We start from the raw sequence: 26031 nt of genomic DNA on the forward strand, positions 1-26031 counted from the left end.
TCAGGAGGCTATTATGAAGGCAACCGTCTACGTCACTATCAAGCAAAACGTTTTGGATCCACAAGGAACCGCTGTACAAGGCGCGCTTCACACTCTGGGCTTCGCCGAAGTCGAAAAAGTACGCATCGGCAAATATTTGGAGCTTGAACTCGATACGACTGACCGCGCCGAAGCGGAAGTACGCATCAAAGCAATGTGCGAAAAACTGTTCGCGAACACGGTTGTAGAAGATTTCCGTTTTGAACTGGAGGGTTAAGACGATGAAGTTTGCGGTACTCGTATTTCCTGGCTCCAACTGTGACATCGATTGCTTCAAAGCCGTCGAAGACACCATCGGCCAGTCGGTTGACTACGTATGGCATACAGCTACAGACTTGTCCGCTTATGATGCAATTCTAGTGCCGGGAGGCTTCTCCTACGGCGACTATCTTCGCTGCGGCGCTATCGCGCAATTCGCGGCGGTCATGGGCGAAGTGCAAAAAGCGGCTGAAGCAGGCAAGTTTATCCTGGGCATTTGCAACGGATTCCAAATATTGACGGAAGCCGGCCTTCTGCCAGGCGCTTTGATCCGCAACAACGGACTAAAGTTCGTGTGCCAGCAAGAGCAGCTTGAAGTTGTGAACAGCGGCACGGCATTTACTAACCAATACTCGCAAGGTGAAATTATAACGATTCCAATCGCCCACGGCGAAGGCAACTACTATTGCGACGACGCAACGCTTGCCGAGCTCAAAGCGAACAATCAAATCGTATTCCGCTATGCAGGCGATACGAACCCGAACGGTTCCGTCGAGAACATTGCGGGTATCAGCAACAAAGCAGGAAACGTAGTAGGTATGATGCCTCACCCAGAGCGCGCGATTGATCAATTGCTTGGCTCGGAAGACGGCAAACGGATGTTTACATCGATTTTGAATGCATGGAGGGAACAACATGGCGCAGCAGTTAACAGCTAAGGAACCGACAGCGGAGCAAATTGCCGAGCAAAAGATTTACAGCCAGTTTGGCGTATCCGATTATGAGTTTGAGCTGATTTGCGGTTTTCTTGGCCGTCAGCCCAACTATACGGAAATCGGCGTTTTCAGCGTCATGTGGTCAGAGCACTGCTCTTACAAAAACTCCAAGCCGATCCTGAAAAAATTCCCGATTACCGGACCTCGCGTTCTCATGGGACCAGGCGAAGGCGCGGGTATCGTCGATATCGGCGACAACCAAGCGGTAGTATTCAAAATCGAATCGCATAACCATCCATCGGCGGTTGAGCCTTTCCAAGGCGCTGCAACCGGCGTTGGCGGCATTATCCGCGACATTTTCTCCATGGGAGCCCGTCCGATTGCCTTGCTGAACAGCCTGCGCTTCGGTCGCCTTGAGAATGAGCGCGTTAAATATTTGTTTGAACATGTGGTTAGCGGTATTGCAGGCTACGGTAACTGTATCGGTATTCCGACAGTTGCGGGCGAGGTTATGTTCGATGAGAGCTACGAGGGCAATCCGCTCGTTAACGCGATGTGTGTGGGTCTAATCGATCATGATAAAATTCAGCGCGGCGTCGCTAAAGGGGTAGGCAACCCGGTATTCTACGTGGGTCCTGCTACAGGCCGCGACGGTATTCACGGCGCAACCTTTGCTTCCGTAGAGCTTTCCGAGGAATCCGAAGAAAAACGTACAGCGGTACAAGTCGGCGATCCGTTTATGGAGAAGCTGGTTATGGAAGCGACGCTTGAACTGATCGATTCCGGTATCGTGCTTGGCATTCAAGATATGGGAGCAGCGGGCCTTACATGCTCCAGCGCGGAGATGGCTTCCAAAGCGGGTAACGGCCTTGAGCTTTACCTGGATGAGGTGCCGCAGCGCGAAACTGGCATGACGCCTTATGAGATGATGCTTTCCGAATCGCAAGAGCGTATGCTCTTCGTCGTAGAGCCGCAGCATGAAGCGCAGGCGAAAGAAATTTTTGACCGTTGGGGCATTATTTGCGCCAAAGTTGGTAAAGTAACGGATGACGGACGTCTTCGTTTGTTCCACCAAGGCCAAGAGGTTGCCGATATGCCGGTTAAAGCGCTCGTTGACGAGTGCCCTGTATACGACAAACCATCGAAAGAGCCTGCTTACTTCAGCGAAAATGCTGCGGTAGACACAGCGGCTTACGAAGAAGTAACCGATTTGACAGGCGCGCTGGAGAAGGTTCTTGCTTCCCCTACCGTAGCCAGCAAAGAGTGGGTTTATAATCAGTATGACTACATGGTTCGTACATCGACAGCTGTTCAACCGGGCTCCGATGCGGCAGTCGTGACGATTCGCGGCACGCGCAAGGCGCTTGCGATGACAACGGACTGTAACGGACGTTACGTATATCTAGATCCGGAAGTGGGCGGACGCATTGCCGTTGCGGAAGCAGCGCGCAACATCGTTTGCTCGGGCGCAGAGCCGCTTGCCGTTACGGATAACCTTAACTTCGGTAACCCGGAGAAGCCAGAGGTGTTCTGGCAGCTAGAGAAATCCGCAGATGGTATGTCTGAGGCTTGCGTCGTGCTTAACACGCCGGTAATCGGCGGTAATGTAAGCTTGTACAACGAGAACGCGAAGGGCGCTATTTACCCGACGCCAGTAATCGGTATGGTTGGTCTCGTACATGACATCGACCACATCACGACACAAGGCTTCAAAGCGGAAGGCGACGTGATCATTCTCGTCGGCGAAACAAAAGCGGAGCTTGGCGGAAGCGAGCTGCAATACGTATTGCAAGGCGCTGCTGCCGGCCGTCCTCCCGAAATTGACCTTGCAACGGAGAAGAAAGTTCTTGATGCCGTACTTGGCGCGATTCAAAAAGGTCTTGTAGCTTCGGCGCATGACTTGTCCGAAGGCGGTATTGCGGTTGCTGTTGCGGAATCCTGCATTAGCGGTCGCCTTGGCGCTGAAGTGGCTTTGACATCGGAGCTGCGCGCTGACCACCTCTTGTTCAGCGAATCGCAATCCCGTATCCTTCTTTCGGCTAAGCCGGAGCAAGCGGCGGCATTGCAAGCATGGCTTACCGAGCAAGGCGTTGTACATGCACAAATCGGTACTGTAAAAGGCAGCGGCCTGACCATAAGCGTAAACGGAAAAGCCGGCATTCAGGCGCCGGTACAACAACTGGAGAAGGTCTGGAAGGATGCGATTCCATGTCTGATGAAAAAATAAGACAGGAGCCCTTGTTATGGACGGGAGACCACTATAACGAAGGCATTGGCCGTGACGATATTTTTGACAAATTGCGTGAGGAATGCGGCGTGTTCGGGGTATTTAATCTCCCCGAAGCGTCCAACCTGTCCTATTATGGACTTCATGCGCTTCAGCATCGCGGCGAGGAAAGCGCGGGAATTTGTACGGTAGATACGAATAACGGCAATAAATTCGCTTACCACCGCGGCATGGGCTTGGTAAAAGAAGTATTCGATAAAGAGAAGCTCGATATGCTGGCCGGCGACCGTTCGATTGGCCATGTTCGTTATTCGACGGCGGGAGAGAGCAAGCTTGCCAACGCGCAGCCGCTTATTTTCCGCTATCGGGACGGCGACCTTGCGGTTGCGACGAATGGCAATATCGTGAACGCGCCTGAGATCCGCCATGAGCTGGAGATGTCAGGCTCGATCTTCCAAACGTCCAGCGACACGGAAGTTATCGCCCATCTGATCGCACGCTCGTCGAAGGATTTTGAAACGGCAGCGAAAGAGGCTTTGCAGCGCATTGTCGGCGGCTTTGCATTCTTGATCATGACCAATGACAAGCTGCTGGTCGCTTCCGATCCGCATGGCCTGCGTCCGCTCGTTATGGGCCGCATCGGCGATGGATACGTATTCTCTTCGGAGTCATGCGCATTCGAGACGATCGGTGCGGTTTATGAGCGCGATGTTCAGCCGGGCGAGCTGCTTATTTTGGATGCTAACGGCATGCGCGAGGATCATTACGCCAAAGTTGAACGCCGCGCAACCTGTGCGATGGAATACATTTATTTTGCCCGCCCGGACAGTGACATTAACGGGATTAACATTCACTCGGCGCGCAAACGGATGGGCCGCCAGCTTGCAACGGAGTCGTTCGTGGACGCGGATATCGTAACGGGTGTTCCCGATTCGAGTATCTCGGCTGCGATCGGTTATGCAGAGCAAACGGGCATCCCTTACGAGCTTGGACTTATCAAAAACAAATATACCGGCCGGACGTTCATCCAGCCTTCCCAAGAGCTTCGCGAGAAGGGTGTCAAAATGAAGCTGTCCGCTGTCCGTAAAGTGGTTGAAGGCAAACGCGTCGTCATGATTGACGATTCCATCGTGCGCGGCACAACGTCGCTTCGGATCGTTAACCTGCTTCGCGAAGCAGGAGCGACGGAGGTGCATGTGCGGATTACATCGCCGCCTTTCAAAAACCCTTGCTATTACGGCATCGACACGCCGGACCGCAAAGAGCTTATCGCTTCTTACCGTACGGTAGAAGAAATACGGAAACAGATCAATGCGGATTCTTTATCCTTTTTAAGCGATGAAGGTTTTGTAGAATCGGTTGGCGGCAATGACGGAGCGTATAATCGCGGCATGTGTCTCGCTTGCTTCGATAACGATTACCCAACGCCGGTTAACGAAGAATCGGACAAAAGCTGCAGCTGTTAACAGCATAAATGATTAACCCCATGGAGTGATTGCTGCTCCTAAATTAGTTAAGGAGTTGACCGAGAGTGTCAGAAGCGTACAAAAAAGCCGGCGTCGATATCGCGGCAGGCAACGAAGCGGTTGAACGGATGAAGAAGCACGTAAAGCGGACTTACCGCCCTGAGGTGCTGGCAGAGCTTGGCGGCTTTGGCGGTCTGTTCAGCCTAAACAAGGACAAGTATGATGAGCCTGTGCTCGTGTCTGGAACGGATGGCGTCGGAACGAAGCTGAAGCTTGCTTTTGCCATGGACAAGCATGACACGATCGGCATCGATGCCGTGGCAATGTGCGTGAACGATATTATCGTACAAGGCGCGGAGCCGTTGTTCTTCCTCGATTACTTGGCATGCGACAAAGTCGTACCTGAGAAAATCGAAGCGATCGTCAAAGGTATCGCCGAAGGCTGCGTGCAAGCGGGCTGTTCCTTGATCGGCGGCGAAACGGCTGAAATGCCGGGCATGTACCAAGGCGGAGAATACGATATCGCGGGCTTTACGGTCGGTATTGTCGACAAGAAGAAAATGATCGACGGTTCTACGATCGCTGCGGGCGACGCGGTTATCGGCTTCGCTTCAAGCGGTATTCACAGCAACGGCTTCTCGCTCGTTCGCCGCTTGCTGCTTGAGGATGCAGGCTACAAGCTTGATCAAGAGCTGGAAGAGCTTGGCGGCGCGAAGCTTGGCGACGTATTGATCGAGCCAACCCGCATCTACGTGAAATCGGCGCTTAAGCTGGTTGAGCAAGTGGAAGTGAAAGGCATGGCGCACATTACGGGCGGCGGCTTTATCGAGAACATTCCGCGGGTTCTGCCGGACGGCGTGAACGTTGACGTGGAATTCGGCTCATGGCCGATTTTGCCAATCTTCGATTTGATGCAAAATAAAGGCGGCATTACGAATCGTGATATGTTCACGACTTTCAATATGGGTATCGGCCTCGTTGTTGTAGTACCGGCTGACCAGGCAAATGAAGCACTTCGCATTGCTAACGAGCTTGGTGAGCAGGCTTACCGTATCGGAACGGTTACGGAAGGAAGCCGCATCGTAACGTTTACGGGAGCGGACGTATAATGGGAGCACTTCGCATCGCTGTTTTCGCTTCGGGACAAGGTACGAACTTCCAAGCGATTGTGGATGCGGTGCAGGAGGGGAAGCTCGATGTAACCATCGAGCTTCTTGTTTGTGACAAGCCTGCCGCTCCCGTTGCGGAGCGCGCGCGGAAGGCTGGCGTGGACACGTTCCTGTTCACGCCGAAGGAGTATCCGTCCCGTGAAGCCTACGAGACGGAGATTATCGCCGAGCTCGAGCGCCGCGGCGTCGAGCTGATCGTGCTGGCGGGCTACATGCGTATCATCACGTCGGTGCTCGTTGAGCCGTTCTACGGCCGGATGATTAATATCCATCCGGCATTGCTGCCGGCCTTCCCTGGCGTGAACGGTATTGGGCAAGCGCTGGCGTACGGCGTGAAGCTGACCGGCGTTACCGTCCATTACGTGGACGGGGGCATGGACAGCGGGCCGATTATCGCGCAGCGCGTAGTTGAAGTGACGGATGAAGATACGGAAGACTCGCTCGCCGAGCGCATACACGCAGCCGAGCAAGCGCTGCTGCCGGCAGTCATTCAGCAGATCGCCCAGGGGCGCGTTTCGCTCGATGGGCGTCATGTGAGAGTGAGCGGCTAGGCGAACTTAAGGCACTATTTTCGGATAAGCAAAGGTTTGGTCAAATAGATGAGGAGGTATTTGCGTGGCAATTCGTAGAGCGTTAATCAGTGTTTCCGACAAGACGGGAATCGTGGAATTTTCCAGAGACTTGGCAAGCCAAGGCGTGCAAATCATATCGACGGGCGGTACATTCAGCCTGTTGCAGCAGGAAGGTATTCCGGTTATCGGTATTTCCGATGTAACGGGCTTCCCGGAGGTTTTGGATGGGCGTGTCAAAACACTTCACCCGGCCGTACATAGCGGTTTGCTTGCGGTGCGTGACAATGAAGAGCATCAGAAAACGATGAAGGAGCTTGGTCTGGATTATATCGACCTTGTTGTCGTTAATTTATACCCGTTCAAAGAAACGATCGCTAAGCCTGACGTTTCCTATGAAGATGCGATCGAAAACATTGATATCGGCGGCCCGACAATGCTTCGCTCTGCTGCCAAAAACCACGCATTCGTAACCGTTGTGGTTGATACTGCCGACTATGGCACGGTTATTGAAGAATTGAAAGCACAAGGCGATACGACGCTTGAGACGCGCAAACGCCTGACTGCCAAAGTGTTCCGCCATACAGCGGCTTATGATTCCCTTATTTCCGATTACCTGACCAAGCAAGTGGGCGAGTCATTGCCTGAAACCTATACGGTTACTTATGAGAAGGTTCAGGACCTGCGCTACGGCGAGAACCCGCATCAAAAGGCTGCATTCTACAGCAAGCCGCTTGCTGCGGCAGGCAACGTAACGACTGCCGAGCAGCTTCACGGCAAAGAGCTTTCTTACAACAACATCAGCGACGCAAACGCGGCGCTTGCCATTCTGAAAGAGTTCGATGAGCCGGCAGTTGTTGCCGTTAAGCATATGAACCCTTGCGGCGTAGGCATCGGGGCAACCATTCACGAAGCCTACCAAAAAGCATACGCAGCGGATCCAACCTCGATCTTCGGCGGCATCGTAGCGGCTAACCGTACGATTGGTGCCGACACGGCTGAGCTGCTTGGCGGTATTTTCCTTGAAATTATCATCGCTCCTGACTTCACGCCGGAGGCGCTTGAAATTTTGACGAAAAAGAAAAACATCCGCTTGATGAAGCTGGGCGAGCTTTCCGCGGCTGGCGAACGCAAGCCGGAATGGCTTGTCACGTCGGTTGACGGCGGCATGCTCGTACAAGAGAGCGACGTTCACAGCGTTACGGAAGCGGATCTGCAGTTCGTAACGGACCGCAAACCGACAGCGGAAGAGCTGAAACAGCTTCTATTTGGCTGGAAGGTCGTTAAGCATGTGAAATCGAACGCGATTTTGCTTGCGAAGGATGATATGACGATCGGCGTTGGCGCAGGCCAAATGAACCGCGTTGGCGCGGCTCGTATCGCAATTGAGCAAGCGGGCGAGGCGGCAAAAGGATCTGCACTGGCTTCGGATGCATTTTTCCCAATGGGAGACACGGTAGAGCTAGCGGCAAAAGCAGGCATTACCGCAATCATTCAGCCAGGCGGATCGATCAAGGACGAAGAGTCGATCGCAGCGGCTAACGCGAACAACATCGCGATGGTATTCACAAGCGTCCGCCACTTCAAGCACTAAAATGGACAATAGGGCAGCCGCACGTTAACGACAGAGAGCTGGCGAGAGCGGCGGCTGCAGCTGTTTCAGCGGATAAGAGTAAATAAAGGACGGCGACAGCCGTTTATGTTTGTATAGTTATTTAGGAGGTTAACGATTATGCGTATTTTGGTAGTGGGCGGCGGCGGACGCGAGCACGCAATCGTCTGGGCGCTTAAGAAAAGCGAGAAGGTAAAAGAAATTTTTTGTGCGCCGGGTAATGCCGGCATTGCGCAGCTTGCCGAAGTTGTGCCGATTGCAGTCAGCGAGTTTGACGAGCTAATCCGTTTTGCGAAGGATGCGGCGATCGATCTGGTGTTTGTAGGCCCTGATGATCCGCTTGCGGATGGCATCGTCGATGCATTCGAGGCAGCCGGTATCGCAGCGTACGGTCCGCGCAAAAACGCGGCGGAAATCGAAGGCAGCAAAATTTTCATGAAAAATTTGCTGAAAAAATACAATATTCCTACGGCGAAGTATGAGACGTTTACCGATTACGAGACAGCGTCCGCGTATCTTCGCGAGCAGTCCGCGCCTATCGTTATCAAGGCTGACGGCCTAGCTGCCGGCAAAGGCGTTACGGTTGCCGCAACGCTTGAAGAAGCGGAAAAGGCGCTGCGCGAAATGATGGTCGATAAGGTATTTGGCCAAGCCGGCACGCAAATCGTGATCGAGGAATGCCTAGTCGGGCAAGAAATGTCGATCCTTGCTTTCGTTGACGGCGAAACCGTGCGCGCGATGGTGCCCGCACAGGATCACAAGCCGATTTTTGACGGCGACAAAGGGCCGAATACGGGCGGCATGGGAACGTATACGCCGCTGCCGCATATCGATCCGGCCATCATCGAGGATTCCATCCAGAACATCATTATTCCTACGGCAAAAGCAATGGTTAGCGAAGGGCGCCCGTTCCGCGGCGTGTTGTTCGCCGGCCTTATGATTACGCCGGACGGTCCAAAGACCATCGAGTTTAACGCGCGTATGGGCGATCCGGAAACGCAGGTCGTATTGCCTCGTTTGCAAACGGATCTGATCGATATCGTGCTTGCATCGATTAACGGCAACCTCGATCAGCTGGATATCCAGTGGAGTGACGAAGCAGCGGTTTGCGTGGTCGTTGCATCGGAAGGTTATCCGGCTTCTTATCCGAAAGGCCGTGTCATTAGCGGTCTTGCCGAGGCGGAAGCACAGGGCGCATTGGTGTTCCATGCAGGTACAGCCGAGAAGGACGGTCAGTTCGTAACGAACGGCGGACGCGTGCTTGGCATCGTCGGCCGCGGCCGCGACATTGCCGAGGCCCGTGCCCGCGCATACGAAGCGGTTAGCGTCATCGACTTTGAAGGCAAGCAAAACCGCACGGATATTGCAGCTAAAGCACTGGTTTAAGTTAAATAGCGAATGTAAATCCAATGACCGGCGACGCTTTCTTATAGCAGCGCCGGTCATTGTTTTTTTTGCGTGCAAGGTCAGACAGCAAAAAGCGGTCCGGCCTTTTTTTGTGTGCCTGGCTGAAAACGCCATTTCTGTCAAATTCGCTCGAAAGATGTTACTAGTTTGTAACTCTATCAATAGGGTTCAGCGTTACAATGAATCTATCAGCGAGGGATAGAAGGTGATTGACATGGAAAAAACAAAGCGGCATGGACGAAAGCTTTTCGTTTGGATGCTGCTGGCTGTAGTAATGGTGTGGCTGAGCGGATGTTCATCAAATCAGACGTTAAGCTTGCTCATGCCAGGCGATAAGCAACCTGCCGAGACCACAGGCAGCGCTTGGACAGGCCCGAAGGCGGCAAGCGGCTTAAGCGGCTTAAGCGGCGAGGAGGATATTGTCATCATCGGCAATGCCGGGAGTGCCGGAGGCGATGCCAACCACGGCAATTCGGCGGGTAAGCCGCCGAAGACGCAGACGGAAGGCAGCGCAGAAGGCAGCGCAGGAAGCAAGCCGAATAACGGCAAGCCGGATCCGGCAGCAACAGAGAAACCGGATACGGGCGTCACAGACGAGCCGGATGCTGGTGCGCCGGACGATTCAGAAGCTGAAGTGACTGAGCAGCCGGATACGGGTGCCACAGACAAGCCGGACGCGCAGGCAACGGAGAAGCCGGAAACAACGCCGACTCCTCAGCCGGATGCAGCGGCCACGGGTAAACCTGGCGTGCAGCCCACGGCGAAGCCGGATGTTCCGGCGACGAGCAAGCCGGATACCGCAGCGGAAATGGTACTTGATAAGCCTGATAAAGCTGCTCCGGCAGTAAAGCCCGGCAAAGGCGAGAAATACATTGCCTTGACGTTTGACGACGGCCCGGACCAACGTTATACGAATGATATTTTGGACATCCTGAAGGAAAAAGAAGTAAAAGCAACCTTTTTTGTCGTCGGACAGCAGGTGAAGAAAAATCCAGAAGTTCTCCAGCGTATCGCGGAGGAAGGCCATGCGATCGGTAATCATACTTACAGCCATAAAGATTTATCGAAGCTAAATAAACGGCAGTTGATCGAGGAGATCAAAGCCTCCGATGCCGTGATCAAAAAAACAGTCGGCTTTACGCCGGTCATGGTCCGTGCCCCGTATGGCGCAGTATCGGATACGCTTAAGGTTGTACTGAAAGCGAACAGCCGCGAATTAGTGGGCTGGAACATCGATACGCGCGATTGGGCGGGGACCTCGGCAGCGAATATGAGCAAAATGATTAAGGACGAGGCAAAGCCGGATGGTATAATATTAATGCATTCTTTTGGCGGCAAAAACATTAAAAACACGGTACAAGCGTTACCAGGCATTATTGATGATTTATTGGAAATGGGTTATACATTGGTTACTGCCGATCAAATCGTTTAACTGAGTTACAGGTACGAGGAGGCTGTAAAGTTGGATAACGGAAGTTATACAAGAGCCAAGCATAGACGCGGACAAATCATGCGGCGGGGCATTCTGCCAAGTGGCATTCTAATCCTCCTATGCTTGGCTACAGGCTGTCGTTATACAGCCGCGCCCGCGGATCTCCTGCAGAAGCCGGCGATCGCGCCGGAAAAGCAGGCGATCGTACAGGCCATCGAGAAGAACTTGCCGGCTTACAGCAAGCTCACGCTCCCTCTTCGAGAGGACCATATGGAAGCGATTCGCCTAATGGACGTGGACGGAGACGGTGCGAAAGAGGCCGTTGTTTCTTATTACAATGAATATAGCTCACCGGAGTTAATGGTGTTTAAATATACAGCGCCCGAATGGAAGCCGTGGGTGCTTGTGCAGCAGCCGCTGGCGAGATTAATGAATTGGCTGAAAATCGAGGATCTCGACAAGGACGGCCGGATGGAAATTATGATCGGATGGATCGGCGCTTTCGACAGTCCGAATGTGCTGGAAATCTATTCGTTTAATACGAAGCCCGTACGCAATGATACGGGGAAGCTCATCCTGCAGCCTGTGGAGACGCTGCCTTACTCTTACGGGGATACGGGCGATATCAATGAGGATGGACGGCTGGAGCTTGCGATCCTCTCGGAGATCGGAACCACGCAGGAAATGGCGATGCCGGAATATCATTTAACGCTCTACAATTGGAAGAACGGGGGCATGAGGGAGCTCTACACGGAGAATCTGTATAAAGACGTTAACCAATATGACCGATTAAACATTGGAAGAATATCGCCCCGCCATAGAGGAATTATTTTGGAGGCGTCGACCGGAGCCCACAGCACCTATACGGCGATGTATGTATGGGAGAGAAATAAGCTGCAGCTCGTTTTTCCGACGGGACTCGAAGGCCAAGAGGGCTTGAACGGCACGCCGACGATGAGCAAGGATATTAATGCGGACGGGATCTTGGAGCTCCCATGGGCTAAGGAGGCGCCGGGGTATCGGGATATAGCCTACGCCGATTCCAAATGGCTGAACGAATGGATGCAGTGGGACGGCAAAGAGGGCTTTGAAAAAATCACGGAGGAATTTACGGATTACCGCTATGGCATTCAGCTTCGGATCCCGGAGCAATGGATGGGACGTTATACGCTGCATAGCTCGGATGAACCGCATGCCTTCGTTGCAATCGACTATTGGAATGAGCGGCTGGACATGACATCAGAGCTGGCCGTTCTATACGCAGTGCCGCTGAAGCAGTGGGAAAGCGTAGAGACGGAGTGGAAGCAGCAAGGAAAGTCTTACCGGCAGGTTATGACGGACAGCGGCAATATCTTTGCGGTTTCGTTCGTTAAGGAAGCTCCGGCGGATTGGCCGGCAGCAGAGCGTCAAGCGTTTAGCGAAATGGCCGGAGTGGAAGCGGAGTTTGCCTCTTCTCTCGCCATTCGTAACGATTAAGATAGAAAAGCGGGTGTCCTGAGCTATGCGTATATTATTGTTGGAGGACGAGGAGTCCATCCGCGGCTTCGTCCGCATTAATCTGAAGCGCAATGAAATGGAGGTCCTGGAAGCAGAAACGGGAGAAGCTGCGCTGGCTCTCGCAGAAACGGAAGGACCGATTGACATTGCGCTGCTTGACGTTATGCTGCCAACGATCAGCGGATTCGAGGTATGCGAGCGGCTGCGTGCCCGTTATCCGCGAATGGGCATCATCATGCTGACGGCAAAGTCGCAGGAGGAAGATAAAATACACGGGCTGGAGCTTGGCGCAGACGATTATGTGCAGAAGCCCTTCAGTCCGGGCGAGCTTATTGCGCGCATTAAATCGCTTTATCGGCGTATGACGCCGGTTACGGCGGAGCATGAGCATGAGCATGAGGCTGGCGCAGCCGCCGAGAGCCGGGCAGAAGACCACGCTGCTGCCGCACCTGTTGAAGAAGCCGCTGTACCCGGCGTGGCAGCCATCCCTCCTGCACAGCAGCATGCGCTGCCGGCATATCCCTATGCGGGCATACATCCAGAGCTGGTCGTACGGCCGTTTCGGCTGTCCGTGTCGGAGCGCAAGCTGTGGAAACGCGACCGGGAAATTATTTTGACGCCGACGGAATGGACGCTGGTCAGACTGCTGATGGAACGGGTAGGCGAGAGCGTCAGCCGCGATCATATTTTGACAGAGGTCTGGGGCAGGTACTACGTCGGCGATCTCAAGGTGGTTGACGTCAACATACGGAGAATCCGCCAAAAAATCGAGAATAACCCGTCCGATCCGGCTTATATTGAAACGGTATGGGGCTACGGCTATCGCTGGAAGCGGGGCGTCGACGAATGAAAAGCGTACAAACGCGCATGGTATGGAGCTATTTGCTGCTTATCGTGCTTGTTGTCAGCGTACTCGGCGGCGTGTTTGCCGCATTGATGTGGAATTACTATTACGGAAGCGCGCAAAGCTCGGTTAAGCAAAGAGCGGAAACCGCGCTGACGCTGCACAGCCGGTCCCTCTCCTCCCTTACGGTACAGGATCAAGGCGATTATATGCTGCAATACATGGTGGAAAGCGGAACGAGGCTCCAACTGCTGGACAGCACAGGCCAAATCCGCATTGACTCCGACGGCTTCGCGCCGGATATCCGTTATACCACGTCTGACGTGAAATCCGCTATCGCAGGTGCGACGGGAAGCTGGAGAGGCGTCGATCCGTATTATGGCGAACGCGTGATGTCCGTGACCATTCCGCTTTGGAATGAAACGCGCGTCGTGTCGATGCTTCGATACTCAGCCTCGCTCGGACAGGTGGATGCGATGGTAAGCCTGCTTATCCGTATGGCAGCGGTAGTCGGTATCGGCGTTGTGCTGCTGTTTCTTGGGTTAAGCTTGTTTCTGGCCCAGCGGATCGTGAAGCCGATCCGTGAGCTTACAAGGGCGGCTCGCTATATGGCGGAGGGAGATTGGACTCGCCGCGCCATTCACCGCAATGATGATGAAATCGGGCAGCTGGCGGAAACGTTTAACGTCATGGTCATGGAACTCAGCAGGCGCGAGAAGCTGAAGGATGATTTTATATCGTCCATTTCCCATGAGCTGCGCACGCCTTTAACGTCGATAAAGGGCTGGAGCGAGACGTTGAAGGAAAGCGAGCCTACCGAGGATGACGAAGAGGTTAAGCTGGGTTTATCCATTATTAGCAGGGAAACGGAGCGTTTATCGGGTCTTGTCGAGGATCTGCTTGATTTCTCGAAGCTGTCGGCGCGGACGATGGAGCTGCACAGCGAAGTGCTCGATTTCAACGGCCCGGTGAAGGAGACGGTCAACCAGCTCGCGGTGCGTGAGGAGCATACGCGCGTACGGATTCTTGCCACTTACGGGAAGAGCCCGATTGTCGTACGGGGTGATGCGAACCGTTTGAAGCAGGTGATCATAAATTTAATCGACAATGCGCTCAAATTCACGCCGGCGGGCGGCACGATACGCGTGGTTACGAAGACGGAGCAGGATGTCGCAATGCTCACCGTATCGGATACCGGCTGCGGGATCGAGGAAGAAGATTTGCCGCATGTCACGGAAAAGTTTTATAAGGCGAGCACAGGCCAAGGCGGTTCCGGGCTTGGACTTGCCATCTGCAAGGAAATCATTGAGCTCCACGGCGGTCAGCTTACGATTGACAGCGAGCGTGGAGCCGGTACGATCGTGACGATTCGGGTGCCGCTCATGTATGAGGAGTAGATCCAGCCTCTGACATTTGCGCGCTCGGGTCGTCATTCTTTATAGAAAAGCAGTTTGCGCTTGGCAATCACATAAGCAATTGCAATGACGGTCCCTAGGATAAGCAAAAGGGAAAGCCAATTCTCTTTCATCCATTCAATCCATAAAGGCATGGGAGTACCTCCTCGAATCATTTTGATACCTTTAGTAGTTCCCGGGAACACTCCAGAATATTGATGGTATTCCTCTATTGCGGCATCGAGTTAGGGCTAGCTAGAGGCTTTTTCCTTCTTTTACGACAGAAATTGTGTTAGGCTCAGATATTGACTAGAAATTTGCATTTAGGAGGAGAAAAGAGAAATGTTCCAAAGAAGACAATCCTTTTTGGTATTAACATGTCTGCTGATCTCTTGCTTGCTCATGGCAGCTTGCAGTCAAACGGAGAAGCGGGATGGGGGCACGTCGGCAAATCAAACCGGGAATAGTGAGAAACACGCAGAAATGCTCATCGGTGTCATTCCGGCTCAAGGCAGTAATCAGATGGAGCTCGGTGCGGACAAGCTCGCAAGCATATTGACAGAGAAGCTGGGGTATAAGGTGCGCGCTGAGGTTTATCCGGACTATAACGGTGTAGTGGAAGCAATGGGCGCCGGTAAGGTGCAAATGTCATATCTGGGCCCGCTTACGTATGTGGAAGCCCATGAGCGGTATGACGTCAAAGCGATTGTGACACAGCTTATTGCCGGAAAGCCATTTTATTATTCTTATTTGATTGCGCCTGCGGATTCTGCCTACAACTCACTCGATGATGTCGTAAACAACTCGAAAAATATCCGTTTTGCATTTGGCGATATTAGCTCGACATCGGGCAGTCTTATTCCTGGCATCGCTCTTAAAAAAACCGGCGTGTTCAAATCCCAGCAGGAGCATGCTTTTAAAAGCATCACCTATACAGGGGACCATACGGCAACCGCGCTTGCTATCCAAAACAAGCAGCAGGATGTAGGAGCGATCGACAGCGCCTACTACAACAACTTGGTCAAGCAGGGGAAGATCGACGGTGATCAGATTAAAACCATTTGGCAGTCGGAAGAACTTTTCCAATATCCATGGGCTGTAGTAGACAGCATGACCGATGCCGATATTGAAATCATTCAGGAAACGATGCTCGCAATTACGGATGCCGATATTTTAAATGCTTTTGGCGGAGCAAGCGGATTTACAAAAGCGAGTAATGAAGACTATGCGTCAATCCGGCAAGCCGCAATAGATGACGGACGAATCAAGCCAAGGCAATAAAAGTGAAAAAAATAGTTATTGCCGCGGTAGTTGTCGTTCTGCTCCTGTGGTCAGGAGCGGGAGTTGATTTTTCAGCGGGATCGTTCGGCGATCTCGGTAATACGTTTCGCTTCATCGCGGAGCATTGGTTCCCTATGGATTTGACGGATTGGCGGATCGTGTTGAAAGCGATGCTGGACACGCTGGAAATTGCCGTGTTCAGTACGCTTGTTGCCGTTCTGATAGCTTTTCCTTTGAGCTTTCTAGCGGCGGTGAATTGGGCACCGTATCGATGGTTGTATGATACTGCACGATTCCTGTTTAATTTCTTACGCTCCATTCCGGAACTTGTACTGGCTCTGATCTTTATTCCGACGCTAGGGCTCGGCCCGATGCCTGCAGTCATGGCACTGATCATTCACAATGTCGGCGTGTTTGGCAAATTAATATCCGAAACCATCGAAGCAATGGATGATGGGCCGCAGGAAGCTGTGAAAGCACTTGGCGGCACAAGGCTTCTTGTAGCGCTTTATGGAATTATTCCACAGATGTTACCTTTAATCTTATCCCAATATTTTTATCGGCTTGAGGTGGCGATTCGAACGACCTTGATTTTGGGTATTGTCGGAGCTGGCGGGCTCGGCCAATTGATCTATAACGATTTCAAGCAATTCATGTATCAAAAGGTGACTTTTGAGGTTCTGCTCATTATGATTCTGGTCACGGCCGTGGATTACCTCGGCGCAATGATCCGAAAGCGGGTGAAATAATTTGCTTGAACTAAAAGGAATTAGTAAACGGTATAAGGGAGAGAAGACATCTGCCTTAGACTCCGTTGATTTGCGTATTATGCCCGGGGAATTTGTGGCTGTGCTTGGCCGAAGCGGGGCAGGGAAATCGACGTTGATTCGCTCTATCAATAGACTTGTCGAGCCGGATGCCGGTGAGGTGATATGGGATGACCGTTCAATAACGGGAATGAACGCGAGTGATTTGCGAAGCATCCGCGGTGAGATTGGAATGATATTTCAACATTTTAATCTGCTGCCGAGACTGTCTGTAGTGACAAACGTTATCGCTGGCCGGTTTGCGGTTATGCCAAGGTGGCGCAGCCTTACGGGCATGTATTCAAAGCAGGATCAGAAAGACGCGCTATCAGCGCTTCGGGAAGTAGGACTCGAGAATTTGGCAAACCGGCGGGTGGATGATTTGAGCGGCGGGGAAAAGCAGCGCGTGGCTATCGCTCGCGTGTTGATGCAGAAGCCCGCTTTTCTGCTGGGGGACGAGCCTATTTCAAGTCTGGATACAGTCACGGCGGAGAGGGTCATGACGTACATCGCAAGGCTGCATCTGGAACGGGGGATGACAATCATGCTCAATCTGCATGATGTATCCATAGCGCGAGCATACGCGACAAGAATAATCGGTATAACAGCAGGGCGTATAACGTTTGACGGTACGCCAGATCAATTAGGCAGCGCAGAGATGCACCTGATCTATCCGCCGGACGAGCAGGATAGCGTTAACCATTTAAGCTAGAAGGGAAATGATATGCATGTCACAAGACAATAAGATCAAATTGACAAGTCTTTCAAGCAAGGGGGGCTGTGGCTGTAAAATCGGACCTGCCGACCTCTCTGAGGTGCTTCGGAACCTTCCAATGTCGGAACCGAATCCTAATTTGCTAGTTGGGCTGGATACAAGCGACGATGCCGGAGTATACAAGCTGAATGATGAGCTTGCTCTTGTTCAGACGCTTGATTTTTTTACCCCGATTGTGGATGATCCGTACTCTTTCGGCCAAGTTGCGGCTGCGAACGCGATCAGTGATATCTACGCAATGGGAGGCAAACCGCTTACTGTACTGAATATCGTCGCATTTCCCATTAGCACGCTCCCAAAGCAGGTTCTTACCGATATTCTGCGTGGCGCTGCGGATAAAGTGAAAGAAGCGGGAGCGACACTTGTCGGCGGGCATTCCATTGAGGACAAAGAGCCGAAATTCGGGCTTGCGGTTACAGGTCTTGTTCATCCCGGTAAAGTGCGGACAAACGCAGGAGCAAAACCCGGTGACAAGCTGATTCTAACGAAGCCGATCGGAGTAGGCATTCTGACGACATCCATCAAAAAAGATCAGTTAACTGATGAGGAGATTACCCGGGTTATTGGGGTAATGGCCACATTGAACAAAACAGCTGCTGAGACGATGGAACCTTTTGACGTTCATGCATGCACAGATGTAACCGGTTTTGGCCTGCTGGGCCATGCTTCTGAAATGGCTAAGGGCAGCCATGCCGGCATTCATCTGTTCCAAAAAAGAGTGCCGGTGCTGCCGCGCGTTCGTGAATTAGCGGAAGCGGGCTTCGTGCCAGGCGGTACAAAAAATAACTATGCGCATCTTGAAGGTTCGATTTCATTCTCCGAAGACCTTGATCAAATTGACCAATGGATTCTTTGTGACGCGGTTACATCGGGCGGCTTGCTGATTTCAGTTGACTCGGTGCAGGCGGAGACACTGCTGGACAAGCTGCGCGCTGCCGGTGTGGATGCGCATCTCATTGGTGAAGTCACTGCCGAACATCCCGGACAAATCATTGTAACTTCCTAGAACCACATTAAAGGAGCTGTATACGACATGTTTCAGGATCTGACAGTAGCTGAACTCCTCGAGCTTCATAAAAAAGGAGAAGCTCAGTTAATTGATGTCCGCTCGGAGTCTGAATTTGCGGAATCTACGATTCCGGGCAGCATAAACATTCCGCTCTTTGACGATGCCGAGAGGGCAGAGGTAGGTACATTGTACAAGCAAGAAAGCGTGGATGCGGCCAAAGACAGAGGGCTGGAAATCGTATCGCGCAAGCTGCCTGATTTTATTAGGACCATTGCGGGAAGCGGCTCCCCGAACAAAGTTGTGTTTTGCTGGCGCGGAGGAATGAGGAGCCGAACATCAGCGACTCTCGCATCGCTCATGGGTTTAAAGATGTACCGCCTTAACGGAGGCTTTCGCGCTTATCGCAGATGGGTTGTCGAGACATTGGATGGCTATACGGAGCTGCCGCCCTGTTATGTCATTAACGGGTATACCGGAACAGGAAAAACAGAGCTGTTAATCCGTTTGCAAGAACGAGGTTACCCTGTTATAAATCTTGAATGGATGGCAGAGCACCGGGGTTCGATTTTTGGTCATATCGGAAAAACGCCAAGTAATCAAAAAACGTTTGAATCGCGATTAGTCCATGAACTTATCCGATTGAGGAATGCGCCCTATTTAATCCTGGAAGCGGAAAGTAAACGCGTGGGGAAAGCGGTATTGCCTGAGTTTCTGATAAAAGCAAAAGAAAAAGGGACAGCGATATTTATTGAAATGCCGGACGAGCAAAGAGTTTTGAATATATTAAACGATTATAAGCCGCAGGAGAATAAAGAAGAGTTTATGCGCTCTTTCGAACGGATTGAGAAGCGCATCCATACGCCCATTGCCGCTGAAATCCGCAGTTCGTTGCAGGAAGACAGATTTAAGGAAGCTGCTAAACTGTTGCTACTTCATTACTACGACTCCCGATACCAATATGCGACGGATCAGTATGAACAAGTAAGAATGACCGTGACCGCCGCTAATTTGGATCAAGCCTTTGATGAGATCATCAGGAAGCTGCCTAACCTGCCTCAAAGCGATTGACAGGTGATGAACAGTGATGCTATTATGGTTTTAATAAATCCATAGTATACAGGTAGGAATTATTATATATAAACAAGCAGGAGGTTATCGGGATGGAAAAGCACTTGACGCTGCGGCATAACGAGCTTGAGCTTGCGGCAACGCTGCATTACCCCAAAGGCGGAAATAAGACGGATTCAGAGAAAAGGCAAGCGATCATCATATGCCATGGTTTCATTGGCTCCCGCATCGGCGTTGACCGGCTGTTCGTGAAGACAGCTCGCGCGCTTGCAGCGCAAGGCTCTTACGTTCTGCGCTTTGACTACGGCGGCTGCGGAGAAAGCAGCGGAGATTACGGCGCTCTCGGCTTCGATTCGATGGTCGATCAGACCAGAACCGCGATTGATTACGTGGCAAGCATGGACTGCGTCGATCCGCGCCGGATCGTGCTGCTCGGCCATAGTCTTGGCGGTGCGGTAGCGATTATGACCGCCGTTAAGGATAAGCGGGCGAAGCGGCTGGTGCTTTGGTCCCCGGTAGCCTATCCGTTTAATGATATCGTACGTATCGTGGGACGCAGCAGTTATGATAACGCCGTTACGGCAGGCAGCTCTGATTATCAAGGGTATACGCTGCAGCCTGTATTCTTCGAATCCCTGCTTCAGCATCAGCCGTTTCAAGCGGCTACGAGATTTGGGGGAGAGGTGCTGCTTGTGCACGGCACGAGCGACGAGTTGATTCCCGTAGACTACAGCTTCCTCTACCAGAAGGTGTTCTGGACACGCAGCGAAGGCTTATGCGATAAGGAAATTATTTTTCAAGCGAATCATACGTACTCCGCGCGCAGCCACCAGGAGGAAGCGATTCGCGTTACCTCGGAATGGTTAGGCGGTCTCGATAAACAGCAGGAGGATTGGCATCACTGGAGTATTTAAGCATACGTTAGCGATAGAGGGCGGCTCTTGCATGCAGAGCTGCCTTTTTTATTTATCCTGGCGCTTAGACTGGCCGAGATAGGGAAGCTCGCTTTTTCTAAACGAGAAAGCAGCTTTTTTGTTGAGACAACGACTCTGAATTATGTTTAAATGGAAGTGGAGTGTAAACGAATACAAGCTAAGCTTAACGGGGAAAAGGCAGGGTAATCGTATGAAAAAACAAATCCGAAATTCGGCAGCAGTGCTGCTAATATCGCTTACGCTTCTCTTGTCAGCATGCAGCGGAGGGAACGCGGGAGAAGGCGAAACGCCGCGGCAAACCGATAGCAGCGAACCGACGGTCACGGCAGAACCGGCAGCTGAGCCGACGCCTCTTCCTTACGATGCGCCGCTAACCGGTTTAAAGCTGGAGAAGGCAGCGGAAGCAAGGCCGATTGTCGTTATGATTAATAATTTTGCGGCGGCTCGTCCGCAGTCGGGGTTGTCGAACGCCGACGTGATATGGGAAGTGCTTGCCGAAGGCGGCATTACGCGTCTGATCGCGGTGTTTCAGAGCACGGATGCATTGACCGATTCGATTGGTCCAATACGCAGCATTAGGCCTTATCTCATTGATATCGGCGACAGTTACGGAGCGGTTCTTGCCCATGCGGGCGCGAGCAACGACGGTTATGATGTGCTGCAGCACCAAGGCAAGCCCTATTTGGATGAGATCTCGAATGCAGGCAGTTATTTCTGGAGAAGCAAGGAACGGAAAGCGCCGCATAATTTGTATTCGAGCCTAGAGAAGCTGCGCATGGGCGCAGAGAAGAAAAAGTACAGCTTGGATAAAATGGTTCCTCCATATACATTCGCGGAAGCGGGTTCGGCAGAGGCAGGGGTTCCGGCCTCAGAAATTACGATTTCCTTCTTGCTCAAAAATTACAGCGTGGGCTATGTGTATGATTCCGCATCCGGTTCATACAAACGCTCCATCGGCGGCAAGCCGCATATGGATATGAACAATAACGAGCAGCTCGCGGGAACGAACCTCGTCGTGCTCGGAGCGGATCATAGGACGCTGGACAATGAGGGAAGGCTTGAGGTCGATTTGACAAGCGGAGGCTCGGCGATTTTGTTCCAAAAGGGCAAAGCCATTGAAGCGGAATGGGTCAGGGCTCCCGATGGCATGATCCGGATCGTGAAGAATGGAGTAGAGCTGCCATTCGTTCCTGGCAAAACCTTCTTTCATATCGTGCCGAACAAACCGACATTCGAAGGACATGTTTCATGGGTACAAACATAGCACATTGGAGACACTGTTAACAGGCGTTAACGGATGAGCTTCCTGGGTATAAAATGGACGCAATCTTGTAACGGGATTGTGTCTTTTTTATATTTATTTTGAAAATCTAAAAGTTTTCATAAAACCTTTACATTCTCTTAACAATTCACCTGTAAACTATGTTAAGATATTGTGGGCTCAGCAGTGCGCCTAAACATCAAGCCGGGTAAAGGGGATTACGATGTTCAAGAAAAAGGATATTTTCTTTAAGACGTTCGAAGAAATGGCAGACGCTATCGTTGAGGCCGTTGAGTACTTCGCCAAAGGACTGTCAGACTTATCGGATGTAACAGCTTTCGCCAAAACCATGAAGGAATACGAAAGCAAATGCGACAAACATGTGCATACGATTTTGAAGGAATTGAACAAAACGTTCATCACTCCGATCGAGCGCGAAGATATTATGGCCCTGACGAGTTCGCTTGATGATGTGCTTGACGGAATAGAAGCTTGTGCTTCCCGTTTTGAAATGTATAACATTCGTGAGAAGGATGAGTACATAACCCTATTCGGCGACATTCTTGTTCGTTCTTCGCACCAAATCAAGAAGGCAATTTACTTGCTGACTGAGCGTAAGCTGCTTGCCATCCGCGAGCCGAATATTGCGCTTAACGAGCTGGAGAACCAAGCGGATGATCTGCTAAGGGTTTGCATTAAGAGCTTGTTCACGAACGTCACAGATCCAATTGAGCTGATGAAGCGCAAAGAGATTTACGAGATGCTGGAGCAAACGACCGACTTCTGCGAAGATGTTGCCAATACGCTGGAATCGATCATTATGCGTAACAGCTAATCTGGAGAGTAGGAGTCTTACACAATGGATTTAATCGTTCTATGGATTGTAGTATTTCTAGCGCTTTCGTTTGATTTTATAAATGGGTTCCACGATACGGCCAATGCCATTGCGACTGCCGTATCCACTCGGGCATTAAAGCCTAGGGTTGCAATCGTCATGGCTGCTGTGATGAACTTCGTCGGCGCAGTTACCTTTACAGGTGTTGCAGCGACAATCGGCAAGGGCGTCGCTAATCCGGCTGAACTGGAGCAGGGCGTTCCAATCGTTATCGCAGCCTTATTGTCCGCGATAGCATGGAATTTGCTCACCTGGTGGTTTGGCATTCCGTCCTCATCCTCGCATGCTTTGATCGGCTCCCTTGCGGGCGCGGTTATCGGTGGAGCAGGGATAAGCGCCATTAACTCCGGCGGACTGATCAAGATCGTTCAAGCGTTGATCTTTTCACCGCTGATCGCTTTTTCGGCCGGTTTTATCATCATGTGGATATTGAAATTGGTGTTTGCCAAGTCTAGTCCGCATCAAGTCAATAAAGGCTTCCGTTTTGGCCAGATTCTTACGGCCGCGTTCCAGTCGTTCTCTCATGGTACGAATGACGCTCAGAAAGCAATGGGTATCATCGTTTTTGCGCTAGTGGCATCCGACCTACAGACGACGATGGACGTACCGCTCTGGGTTAAAATTTCCGCAGCGACAGCGATGGCGCTCGGTACTTCGGTCGGCGGCTGGAAGATCATCAAGACGATGGGTACAAAAATTTTCAAAATCGAGCCGATCAACGGTTTTGCCGCTGATATCGGTTCCGCGGCGGTTATCCTGACGGCAACGATGATTCACCTGCCGGTAAGTACAACGCATGTTATTACCTCTTCGATTCTCGGCGTAGGCAGCGCAAAGCGCTTCTCCGCTGTAAAATGGGGCGTTGCAGGCCGTATCCTCATTGCGTGGGTCATTACCATTCCGATTACGGTCATAATGGCTATGGTGTTCTATTGGATTATTCATTTCTTCTTCCTATAAGAGGAATGACCAGAAATAGTGAGGAAAACCTTACTCGTCATGAGCTATTGGTGGGGATGAGGTTTTCATCACTATTTTTTGTGTTCTCATTTAAACTGCGGCACTTGCGATGTGGACAAACGGTATCGAAATAGCGCGAAATTTGCGTGTATGCACAATTTTAATAACAGCTGTGCATGGAATCGCTGCGGTGATAGCGGGAACAAACAGCGAATTGGGAAATGATGCTGTGGATGAGCGGGAAATGAAGCAGCGAGCTCACGAAAACGCAGGGGATATGCACATCGAATGAACAGCTGTGCATGAATCGCCATATTCAATCTGACGAAGCCTGTCGAAGGTTGCACTTGTGCACAGGCGATTCTGAAATCCAGACATTGCGATTCAAATTCCTGTGGATAGCTTGGCGAAAATGTTATCCACAGGAGAATAACTTGATTTTCTAGTGTGTGAAAATGTGTATAAATCATCGAAAAAAAAGCATCCCTGGTTGCTGCGCAGCGCGCTGCAGCCAGGGATGCTTCACTTGGAGCGATGTAGGGTAAATATATCCGAAACGTACCTATGCGGAAGAGCTAGCGGCGGCGTTTTGGCTTGCGGCGGCGAACGCCGTTATTGCTGGAGCCGGAGCTGGGCTTGCGACGCTTGCGGCGCTTTGGTTTCCATTCTCCGTCGTCATCGTCGGAATCGCTCGATGACTTTTTGCTGAAAGAGCCCATGAGCACTTTGACCAGCGGTGCCATTTGGGAGACGCTGGACACCACCTTTTGAACCTTCGTAACCGTTGTAAGAATACCGTCAATACCGCCAATCCGATCGACGAAACCTTTGATTTCGCCGAGGCTGGCAAGGGAGAAGCCGCCTGCTTTGGAGCTGGCGGTCGTATCAATGACCTCGGTTGTTGCTTCCGGTAAAACGGCGGGCAGGATATCCTGCGTAAGCGGGGACGGTGCTGCCGGAGGCATCGTTGGCAGATCTCCGCCAAAGTTGAAGCCGCTCGATTTCATGCCGCTCGACTTCATGCCGGACGATTTGCTTGGCTGGCTTTCCGTCAATCGTTGGCCGCCGTGCCAATCGTAATGCTGGTTGCCGTTACCGGGGTTATTGCGATAATTCACACGGATCACAACCCTTCTTTTATAACAGTCTATGGAGTAGGCGAACATACGGATTGGACGAATGCCCCGGTATAAGGGATTTTTTCTAGATAAATGCCCTGTGCTTGTATGTTTCTTCGCCTCAAAAATATGCCGTCCTTATCTTCCGTTCTGTAAAGCGTGAATACGGTAATGTTTGAAAAAAACGGTTAAAAAAGATACAATAGTAGCATTAGTTTTATTAGGAGTGAATACGCATGCAGCTTAAAAAGCTGAACGATAAAGCAATAGATCAATTATTCGAAGCGATACTTACATTGAAGTCTGTCGAGGAATGTTATGTGTTCTTTGACGATTTGTGTACGGTGAATGAAATCCAGTCGTTATCGCAAAGGCTTGAAGTGGCGCGTATGCTCGGCAAGGGCAGCACGTACAATGCCATCGAGGCAGAGACGGGTGCAAGCACGGCAACGATTTCAAGGGTGAAGCGTTGTTTGAACTATGGCAATGACGGTTACAAAATGGCTTTAGAACGTCTGGGAAGGTAGGTAATCCTTCGATGAAGCCAGGCATTCTCGTGATTAGTCACGGCTCCAGAGAAGCTGCGTGGGTCAAGCTGGTCGATGATGCCGTAACGGCGGCCGCGGCTTCGCCGCGCTTATCAGATATTCCAATCGTGTCGTCCTTTCTCGAGATAATGGAGGGACGGCTTATTCAGGATGGCATCGACGAGCTTGAACGCCGGGGCGTAACGGACATGTACGTCGTGCCGTTCTTCATTTCGTCCGGCAGCACGCATGTGGATGAAATCGGGCAAGCGTTTGGCTTGCCTTGGCTTACGGAATTGGAGGGAGACCTCGGAACGTTTCGCGTATCGGCGAACGTACGCTACGGCCTCCCGATCGATGATGATCCGGAGATTGCAGAGCTGCTAGCTGCGAATATATCGGAATTGTCCACGGAGCCAAGCAACGATGCAGTGCTGCTTATCGGACACGGCAGCAAGGAAAAGGTGTTTCACGAGCGCTGGCAGGAAGGCCTAATAAAGCTCGGCGAGCGGCTGCGTGCGGTTGGCGGCTACAAGCGGGCAGAGTATGCGATGCTGCTGCCCGATCAAGCCGCGGCGAAGCTTGCGGCGATGCAGGCGGCGAACCCGGAGGAAGCGGTCATTGTGGTGCCGCTGTTCCTGAGCCGGGGTTATTTTACAAACCATGTGATTCCGACTCGACTTACCGGACTAGAGTATCGTTATAACGGCAAGGCAATGCTTCCCAACCAGGCCATTGTAAAATGGCTGGAGCGTCAGATGCTGGAGGGCCTGCAGCGTTTGAATGAAAAGTAGGGGGCATTGTTTTATTTATAGAAGCTAGGTTG

At 51.7% G+C, this 26031-nt stretch carries 24 protein-coding genes; 23 read left to right on the forward strand and 1 reads right to left on the reverse strand.

The window, feature by feature from the left end; all coding sequences use genetic code 11:
* Nucleotides 1-10 precede the first annotated feature (10 nt).
* The 21 genes from purS (at nucleotide 11) to MRBLPE1_RS25880 (ending at nucleotide 23560) form a co-directional block, all read left to right on the forward strand.
* Entirely contained in the window at nucleotides 11-256 is a 246-nt protein-coding gene (gene purS, locus MRBLPE1_RS25780) for a phosphoribosylformylglycinamidine synthase subunit PurS (protein WP_171056467.1), read from the forward strand.
* A gap of 4 nt (nucleotides 257-260) precedes the next feature.
* Nucleotides 261-956, forward strand: coding sequence for a phosphoribosylformylglycinamidine synthase subunit PurQ (gene purQ / locus MRBLPE1_RS25785; protein ID WP_308995071.1), 696 nt, complete (start codon nucleotides 261-263; stop codon nucleotides 954-956).
* Nucleotides 934-3180 carry a phosphoribosylformylglycinamidine synthase subunit PurL gene (gene purL, locus MRBLPE1_RS25790; RefSeq protein ID WP_364151035.1) on the forward strand — a complete coding sequence of 749 codons (2247 nt, stop codon included), beginning with the start codon at nucleotides 934-936 and terminating at the stop codon, nucleotides 3178-3180. The genes purQ and purL overlap by 23 nt, the downstream gene beginning before the upstream one ends.
* Complete coding sequence (gene purF / locus MRBLPE1_RS25795) at nucleotides 3162-4646, forward strand: amidophosphoribosyltransferase (protein WP_364151037.1); 1485 nt, start codon at nucleotides 3162-3164, stop codon at nucleotides 4644-4646. Before purL ends, purF begins: the two co-directional genes overlap by 19 nt.
* A 65-nt stretch (nucleotides 4647-4711) precedes the next feature.
* Complete coding sequence (purM, locus tag MRBLPE1_RS25800) at nucleotides 4712-5755, forward strand: phosphoribosylformylglycinamidine cyclo-ligase (RefSeq protein WP_364151039.1); 1044 nt, start codon at nucleotides 4712-4714, stop codon at nucleotides 5753-5755.
* Nucleotides 5755-6366, forward strand: a complete 612-nt coding sequence (gene purN, locus MRBLPE1_RS25805) for a phosphoribosylglycinamide formyltransferase (RefSeq protein ID WP_364151042.1) — start codon at nucleotides 5755-5757, stop codon at nucleotides 6364-6366. Before purM ends, purN begins: the two co-directional genes overlap by 1 nt.
* Before the next feature lie 64 nt (nucleotides 6367-6430).
* On the forward strand, nucleotides 6431-7978 hold the full coding sequence (gene purH / locus MRBLPE1_RS25810; RefSeq protein WP_364151045.1) for a bifunctional phosphoribosylaminoimidazolecarboxamide formyltransferase/IMP cyclohydrolase: 1548 nt from the start codon (nucleotides 6431-6433) through the stop codon (nucleotides 7976-7978).
* A gap of 138 nt (nucleotides 7979-8116) precedes the next feature.
* Nucleotides 8117-9382 (forward strand): phosphoribosylamine--glycine ligase, encoded by a 1266-nt coding sequence (gene purD, locus MRBLPE1_RS25815; RefSeq protein WP_364151048.1) that lies wholly within the window; start codon nucleotides 8117-8119, stop codon nucleotides 9380-9382.
* 235 nt (nucleotides 9383-9617) lie between these two features.
* Entirely contained in the window at nucleotides 9618-10835 is a 1218-nt protein-coding gene (locus MRBLPE1_RS25820) for a polysaccharide deacetylase family protein (RefSeq protein ID WP_364151050.1), read from the forward strand.
* Nucleotides 10836-10865: 30 nt separating this feature from the next.
* On the forward strand, nucleotides 10866-12311 hold the full coding sequence (locus tag MRBLPE1_RS25825; protein WP_364151052.1) for an FG-GAP repeat domain-containing protein: 1446 nt from the start codon (nucleotides 10866-10868) through the stop codon (nucleotides 12309-12311).
* A 25-nt stretch (nucleotides 12312-12336) separates the two neighbouring features.
* Entirely contained in the window at nucleotides 12337-13182 is an 846-nt protein-coding gene (locus MRBLPE1_RS25830; RefSeq protein ID WP_364151055.1) for a response regulator transcription factor, read from the forward strand.
* On the forward strand, nucleotides 13179-14573 hold the full coding sequence (locus MRBLPE1_RS25835; protein ID WP_364151058.1) for a sensor histidine kinase: 1395 nt from the start codon (nucleotides 13179-13181) through the stop codon (nucleotides 14571-14573). The genes MRBLPE1_RS25830 and MRBLPE1_RS25835 overlap by 4 nt, the downstream gene beginning before the upstream one ends.
* 339 nt (nucleotides 14574-14912) lie before the next feature.
* A complete protein-coding gene (gene phnD, locus MRBLPE1_RS25840; RefSeq protein WP_364151061.1) occupies nucleotides 14913-15851 on the forward strand; it encodes a phosphate/phosphite/phosphonate ABC transporter substrate-binding protein in 939 nt (312 codons plus the stop codon).
* 2 nt (nucleotides 15852-15853) lie between these two features.
* Nucleotides 15854-16600, forward strand: coding sequence for a phosphonate ABC transporter, permease protein PhnE (phnE, locus tag MRBLPE1_RS25845; protein WP_364151063.1), 747 nt, complete (start codon nucleotides 15854-15856; stop codon nucleotides 16598-16600).
* 1 nt (nucleotide 16601) lies between these two features.
* A complete protein-coding gene (gene phnC / locus MRBLPE1_RS25850; protein ID WP_364151066.1) occupies nucleotides 16602-17369 on the forward strand; it encodes a phosphonate ABC transporter ATP-binding protein in 768 nt (255 codons plus the stop codon).
* Between the two features lie 16 nt (nucleotides 17370-17385).
* Nucleotides 17386-18438, forward strand: a complete 1053-nt coding sequence (gene selD, locus MRBLPE1_RS25855) for a selenide, water dikinase SelD (protein ID WP_364151069.1) — start codon at nucleotides 17386-17388, stop codon at nucleotides 18436-18438.
* 27 nt (nucleotides 18439-18465) lie between these two features.
* The gene (gene mnmH, locus MRBLPE1_RS25860) at nucleotides 18466-19509 is read left to right on the forward strand and encodes a tRNA 2-selenouridine(34) synthase MnmH (protein WP_364151071.1); all 1044 of its coding nucleotides are present in this window, start codon (nucleotides 18466-18468) and stop codon (nucleotides 19507-19509) included.
* Between the two features lie 92 nt (nucleotides 19510-19601).
* A complete protein-coding gene (locus MRBLPE1_RS25865) occupies nucleotides 19602-20423 on the forward strand; it encodes an alpha/beta hydrolase (RefSeq protein ID WP_364151074.1) in 822 nt (273 codons plus the stop codon).
* A 211-nt stretch (nucleotides 20424-20634) separates the two neighbouring features.
* Entirely contained in the window at nucleotides 20635-21708 is a 1074-nt protein-coding gene (locus tag MRBLPE1_RS25870) for a DUF3048 domain-containing protein (RefSeq protein ID WP_364151077.1), read from the forward strand.
* A 220-nt stretch (nucleotides 21709-21928) separates the two neighbouring features.
* Nucleotides 21929-22540, forward strand: a complete 612-nt coding sequence (locus MRBLPE1_RS25875) for a DUF47 domain-containing protein (RefSeq protein WP_364151079.1) — start codon at nucleotides 21929-21931, stop codon at nucleotides 22538-22540.
* A 24-nt stretch (nucleotides 22541-22564) separates the two neighbouring features.
* Complete coding sequence (locus tag MRBLPE1_RS25880) at nucleotides 22565-23560, forward strand: inorganic phosphate transporter (RefSeq protein WP_364151082.1); 996 nt, start codon at nucleotides 22565-22567, stop codon at nucleotides 23558-23560.
* 575 nt (nucleotides 23561-24135) lie between these two features.
* Here the strand turns inward: MRBLPE1_RS25880 and MRBLPE1_RS25885 are convergent.
* The gene (locus MRBLPE1_RS25885) at nucleotides 24136-24678 is read right to left on the reverse strand and encodes a tyrosine protein kinase (RefSeq protein WP_364151085.1); all 543 of its coding nucleotides are present in this window, start codon (nucleotides 24676-24678) and stop codon (nucleotides 24136-24138) included.
* 236 nt (nucleotides 24679-24914) lie between these two features.
* Between MRBLPE1_RS25885 and MRBLPE1_RS25890 the strand changes: the two genes are divergently transcribed.
* Nucleotides 24915-25205, forward strand: coding sequence for a YerC/YecD family TrpR-related protein (locus MRBLPE1_RS25890; protein WP_053372669.1), 291 nt, complete (start codon nucleotides 24915-24917; stop codon nucleotides 25203-25205).
* An 11-nt stretch (nucleotides 25206-25216) separates the two neighbouring features.
* Complete coding sequence (locus MRBLPE1_RS25895; RefSeq protein WP_364151087.1) at nucleotides 25217-25999, forward strand: sirohydrochlorin chelatase; 783 nt, start codon at nucleotides 25217-25219, stop codon at nucleotides 25997-25999.
* The last annotated feature ends 32 nt before the right edge of the window (nucleotides 26000-26031 follow it).

Source organism: Paenibacillus sp. LPE1-1-1.1 (assembly GCF_040676435.1).
Lineage (GTDB): Bacteria > Bacillota > Bacilli > Paenibacillales > Paenibacillaceae > Pristimantibacillus.

What these genes read in the sequence shown, in the direction of transcription:
- purQ (WP_308995071.1), top strand. Translation starts at nt 261, where the DNA reads ATGAAGTTTGCGGTACTCGTATTTCCTGGCTCCAACTGTGACATCGAT.
- purL (WP_364151035.1), top strand. Translation starts at nt 934, where the DNA reads ATGGCGCAGCAGTTAACAGCTAAGGAACCGACAGCGGAGCAAATTGCC.
- purF (WP_364151037.1), top strand. Translation starts at nt 3,162, where the DNA reads ATGTCTGATGAAAAAATAAGACAGGAGCCCTTGTTATGGACGGGAGAC.
- purN (WP_364151042.1), top strand. Translation starts at nt 5,755, where the DNA reads ATGGGAGCACTTCGCATCGCTGTTTTCGCTTCGGGACAAGGTACGAAC.
- purD (WP_364151048.1), top strand. Translation starts at nt 8,117, where the DNA reads ATGCGTATTTTGGTAGTGGGCGGCGGCGGACGCGAGCACGCAATCGTC.
- MRBLPE1_RS25820 (WP_364151050.1), top strand. Translation starts at nt 9,618, where the DNA reads ATGGAAAAAACAAAGCGGCATGGACGAAAGCTTTTCGTTTGGATGCTG.
- MRBLPE1_RS25830 (WP_364151055.1), top strand. Translation starts at nt 12,337, where the DNA reads ATGCGTATATTATTGTTGGAGGACGAGGAGTCCATCCGCGGCTTCGTC.
- MRBLPE1_RS25835 (WP_364151058.1), top strand. Translation starts at nt 13,179, where the DNA reads ATGAAAAGCGTACAAACGCGCATGGTATGGAGCTATTTGCTGCTTATC.
- phnD (WP_364151061.1), top strand. Translation starts at nt 14,913, where the DNA reads ATGTTCCAAAGAAGACAATCCTTTTTGGTATTAACATGTCTGCTGATC.
- selD (WP_364151069.1), top strand. Translation starts at nt 17,386, where the DNA reads ATGTCACAAGACAATAAGATCAAATTGACAAGTCTTTCAAGCAAGGGG.
- mnmH (WP_364151071.1), top strand. Translation starts at nt 18,466, where the DNA reads ATGTTTCAGGATCTGACAGTAGCTGAACTCCTCGAGCTTCATAAAAAA.
- MRBLPE1_RS25865 (WP_364151074.1), top strand. Translation starts at nt 19,602, where the DNA reads ATGGAAAAGCACTTGACGCTGCGGCATAACGAGCTTGAGCTTGCGGCA.
- MRBLPE1_RS25870 (WP_364151077.1), top strand. Translation starts at nt 20,635, where the DNA reads ATGAAAAAACAAATCCGAAATTCGGCAGCAGTGCTGCTAATATCGCTT.
- MRBLPE1_RS25875 (WP_364151079.1), top strand. Translation starts at nt 21,929, where the DNA reads ATGTTCAAGAAAAAGGATATTTTCTTTAAGACGTTCGAAGAAATGGCA.
- MRBLPE1_RS25880 (WP_364151082.1), top strand. Translation starts at nt 22,565, where the DNA reads ATGGATTTAATCGTTCTATGGATTGTAGTATTTCTAGCGCTTTCGTTT.
- MRBLPE1_RS25890 (WP_053372669.1), top strand. Translation starts at nt 24,915, where the DNA reads ATGCAGCTTAAAAAGCTGAACGATAAAGCAATAGATCAATTATTCGAA.
- MRBLPE1_RS25895 (WP_364151087.1), top strand. Translation starts at nt 25,217, where the DNA reads ATGAAGCCAGGCATTCTCGTGATTAGTCACGGCTCCAGAGAAGCTGCG.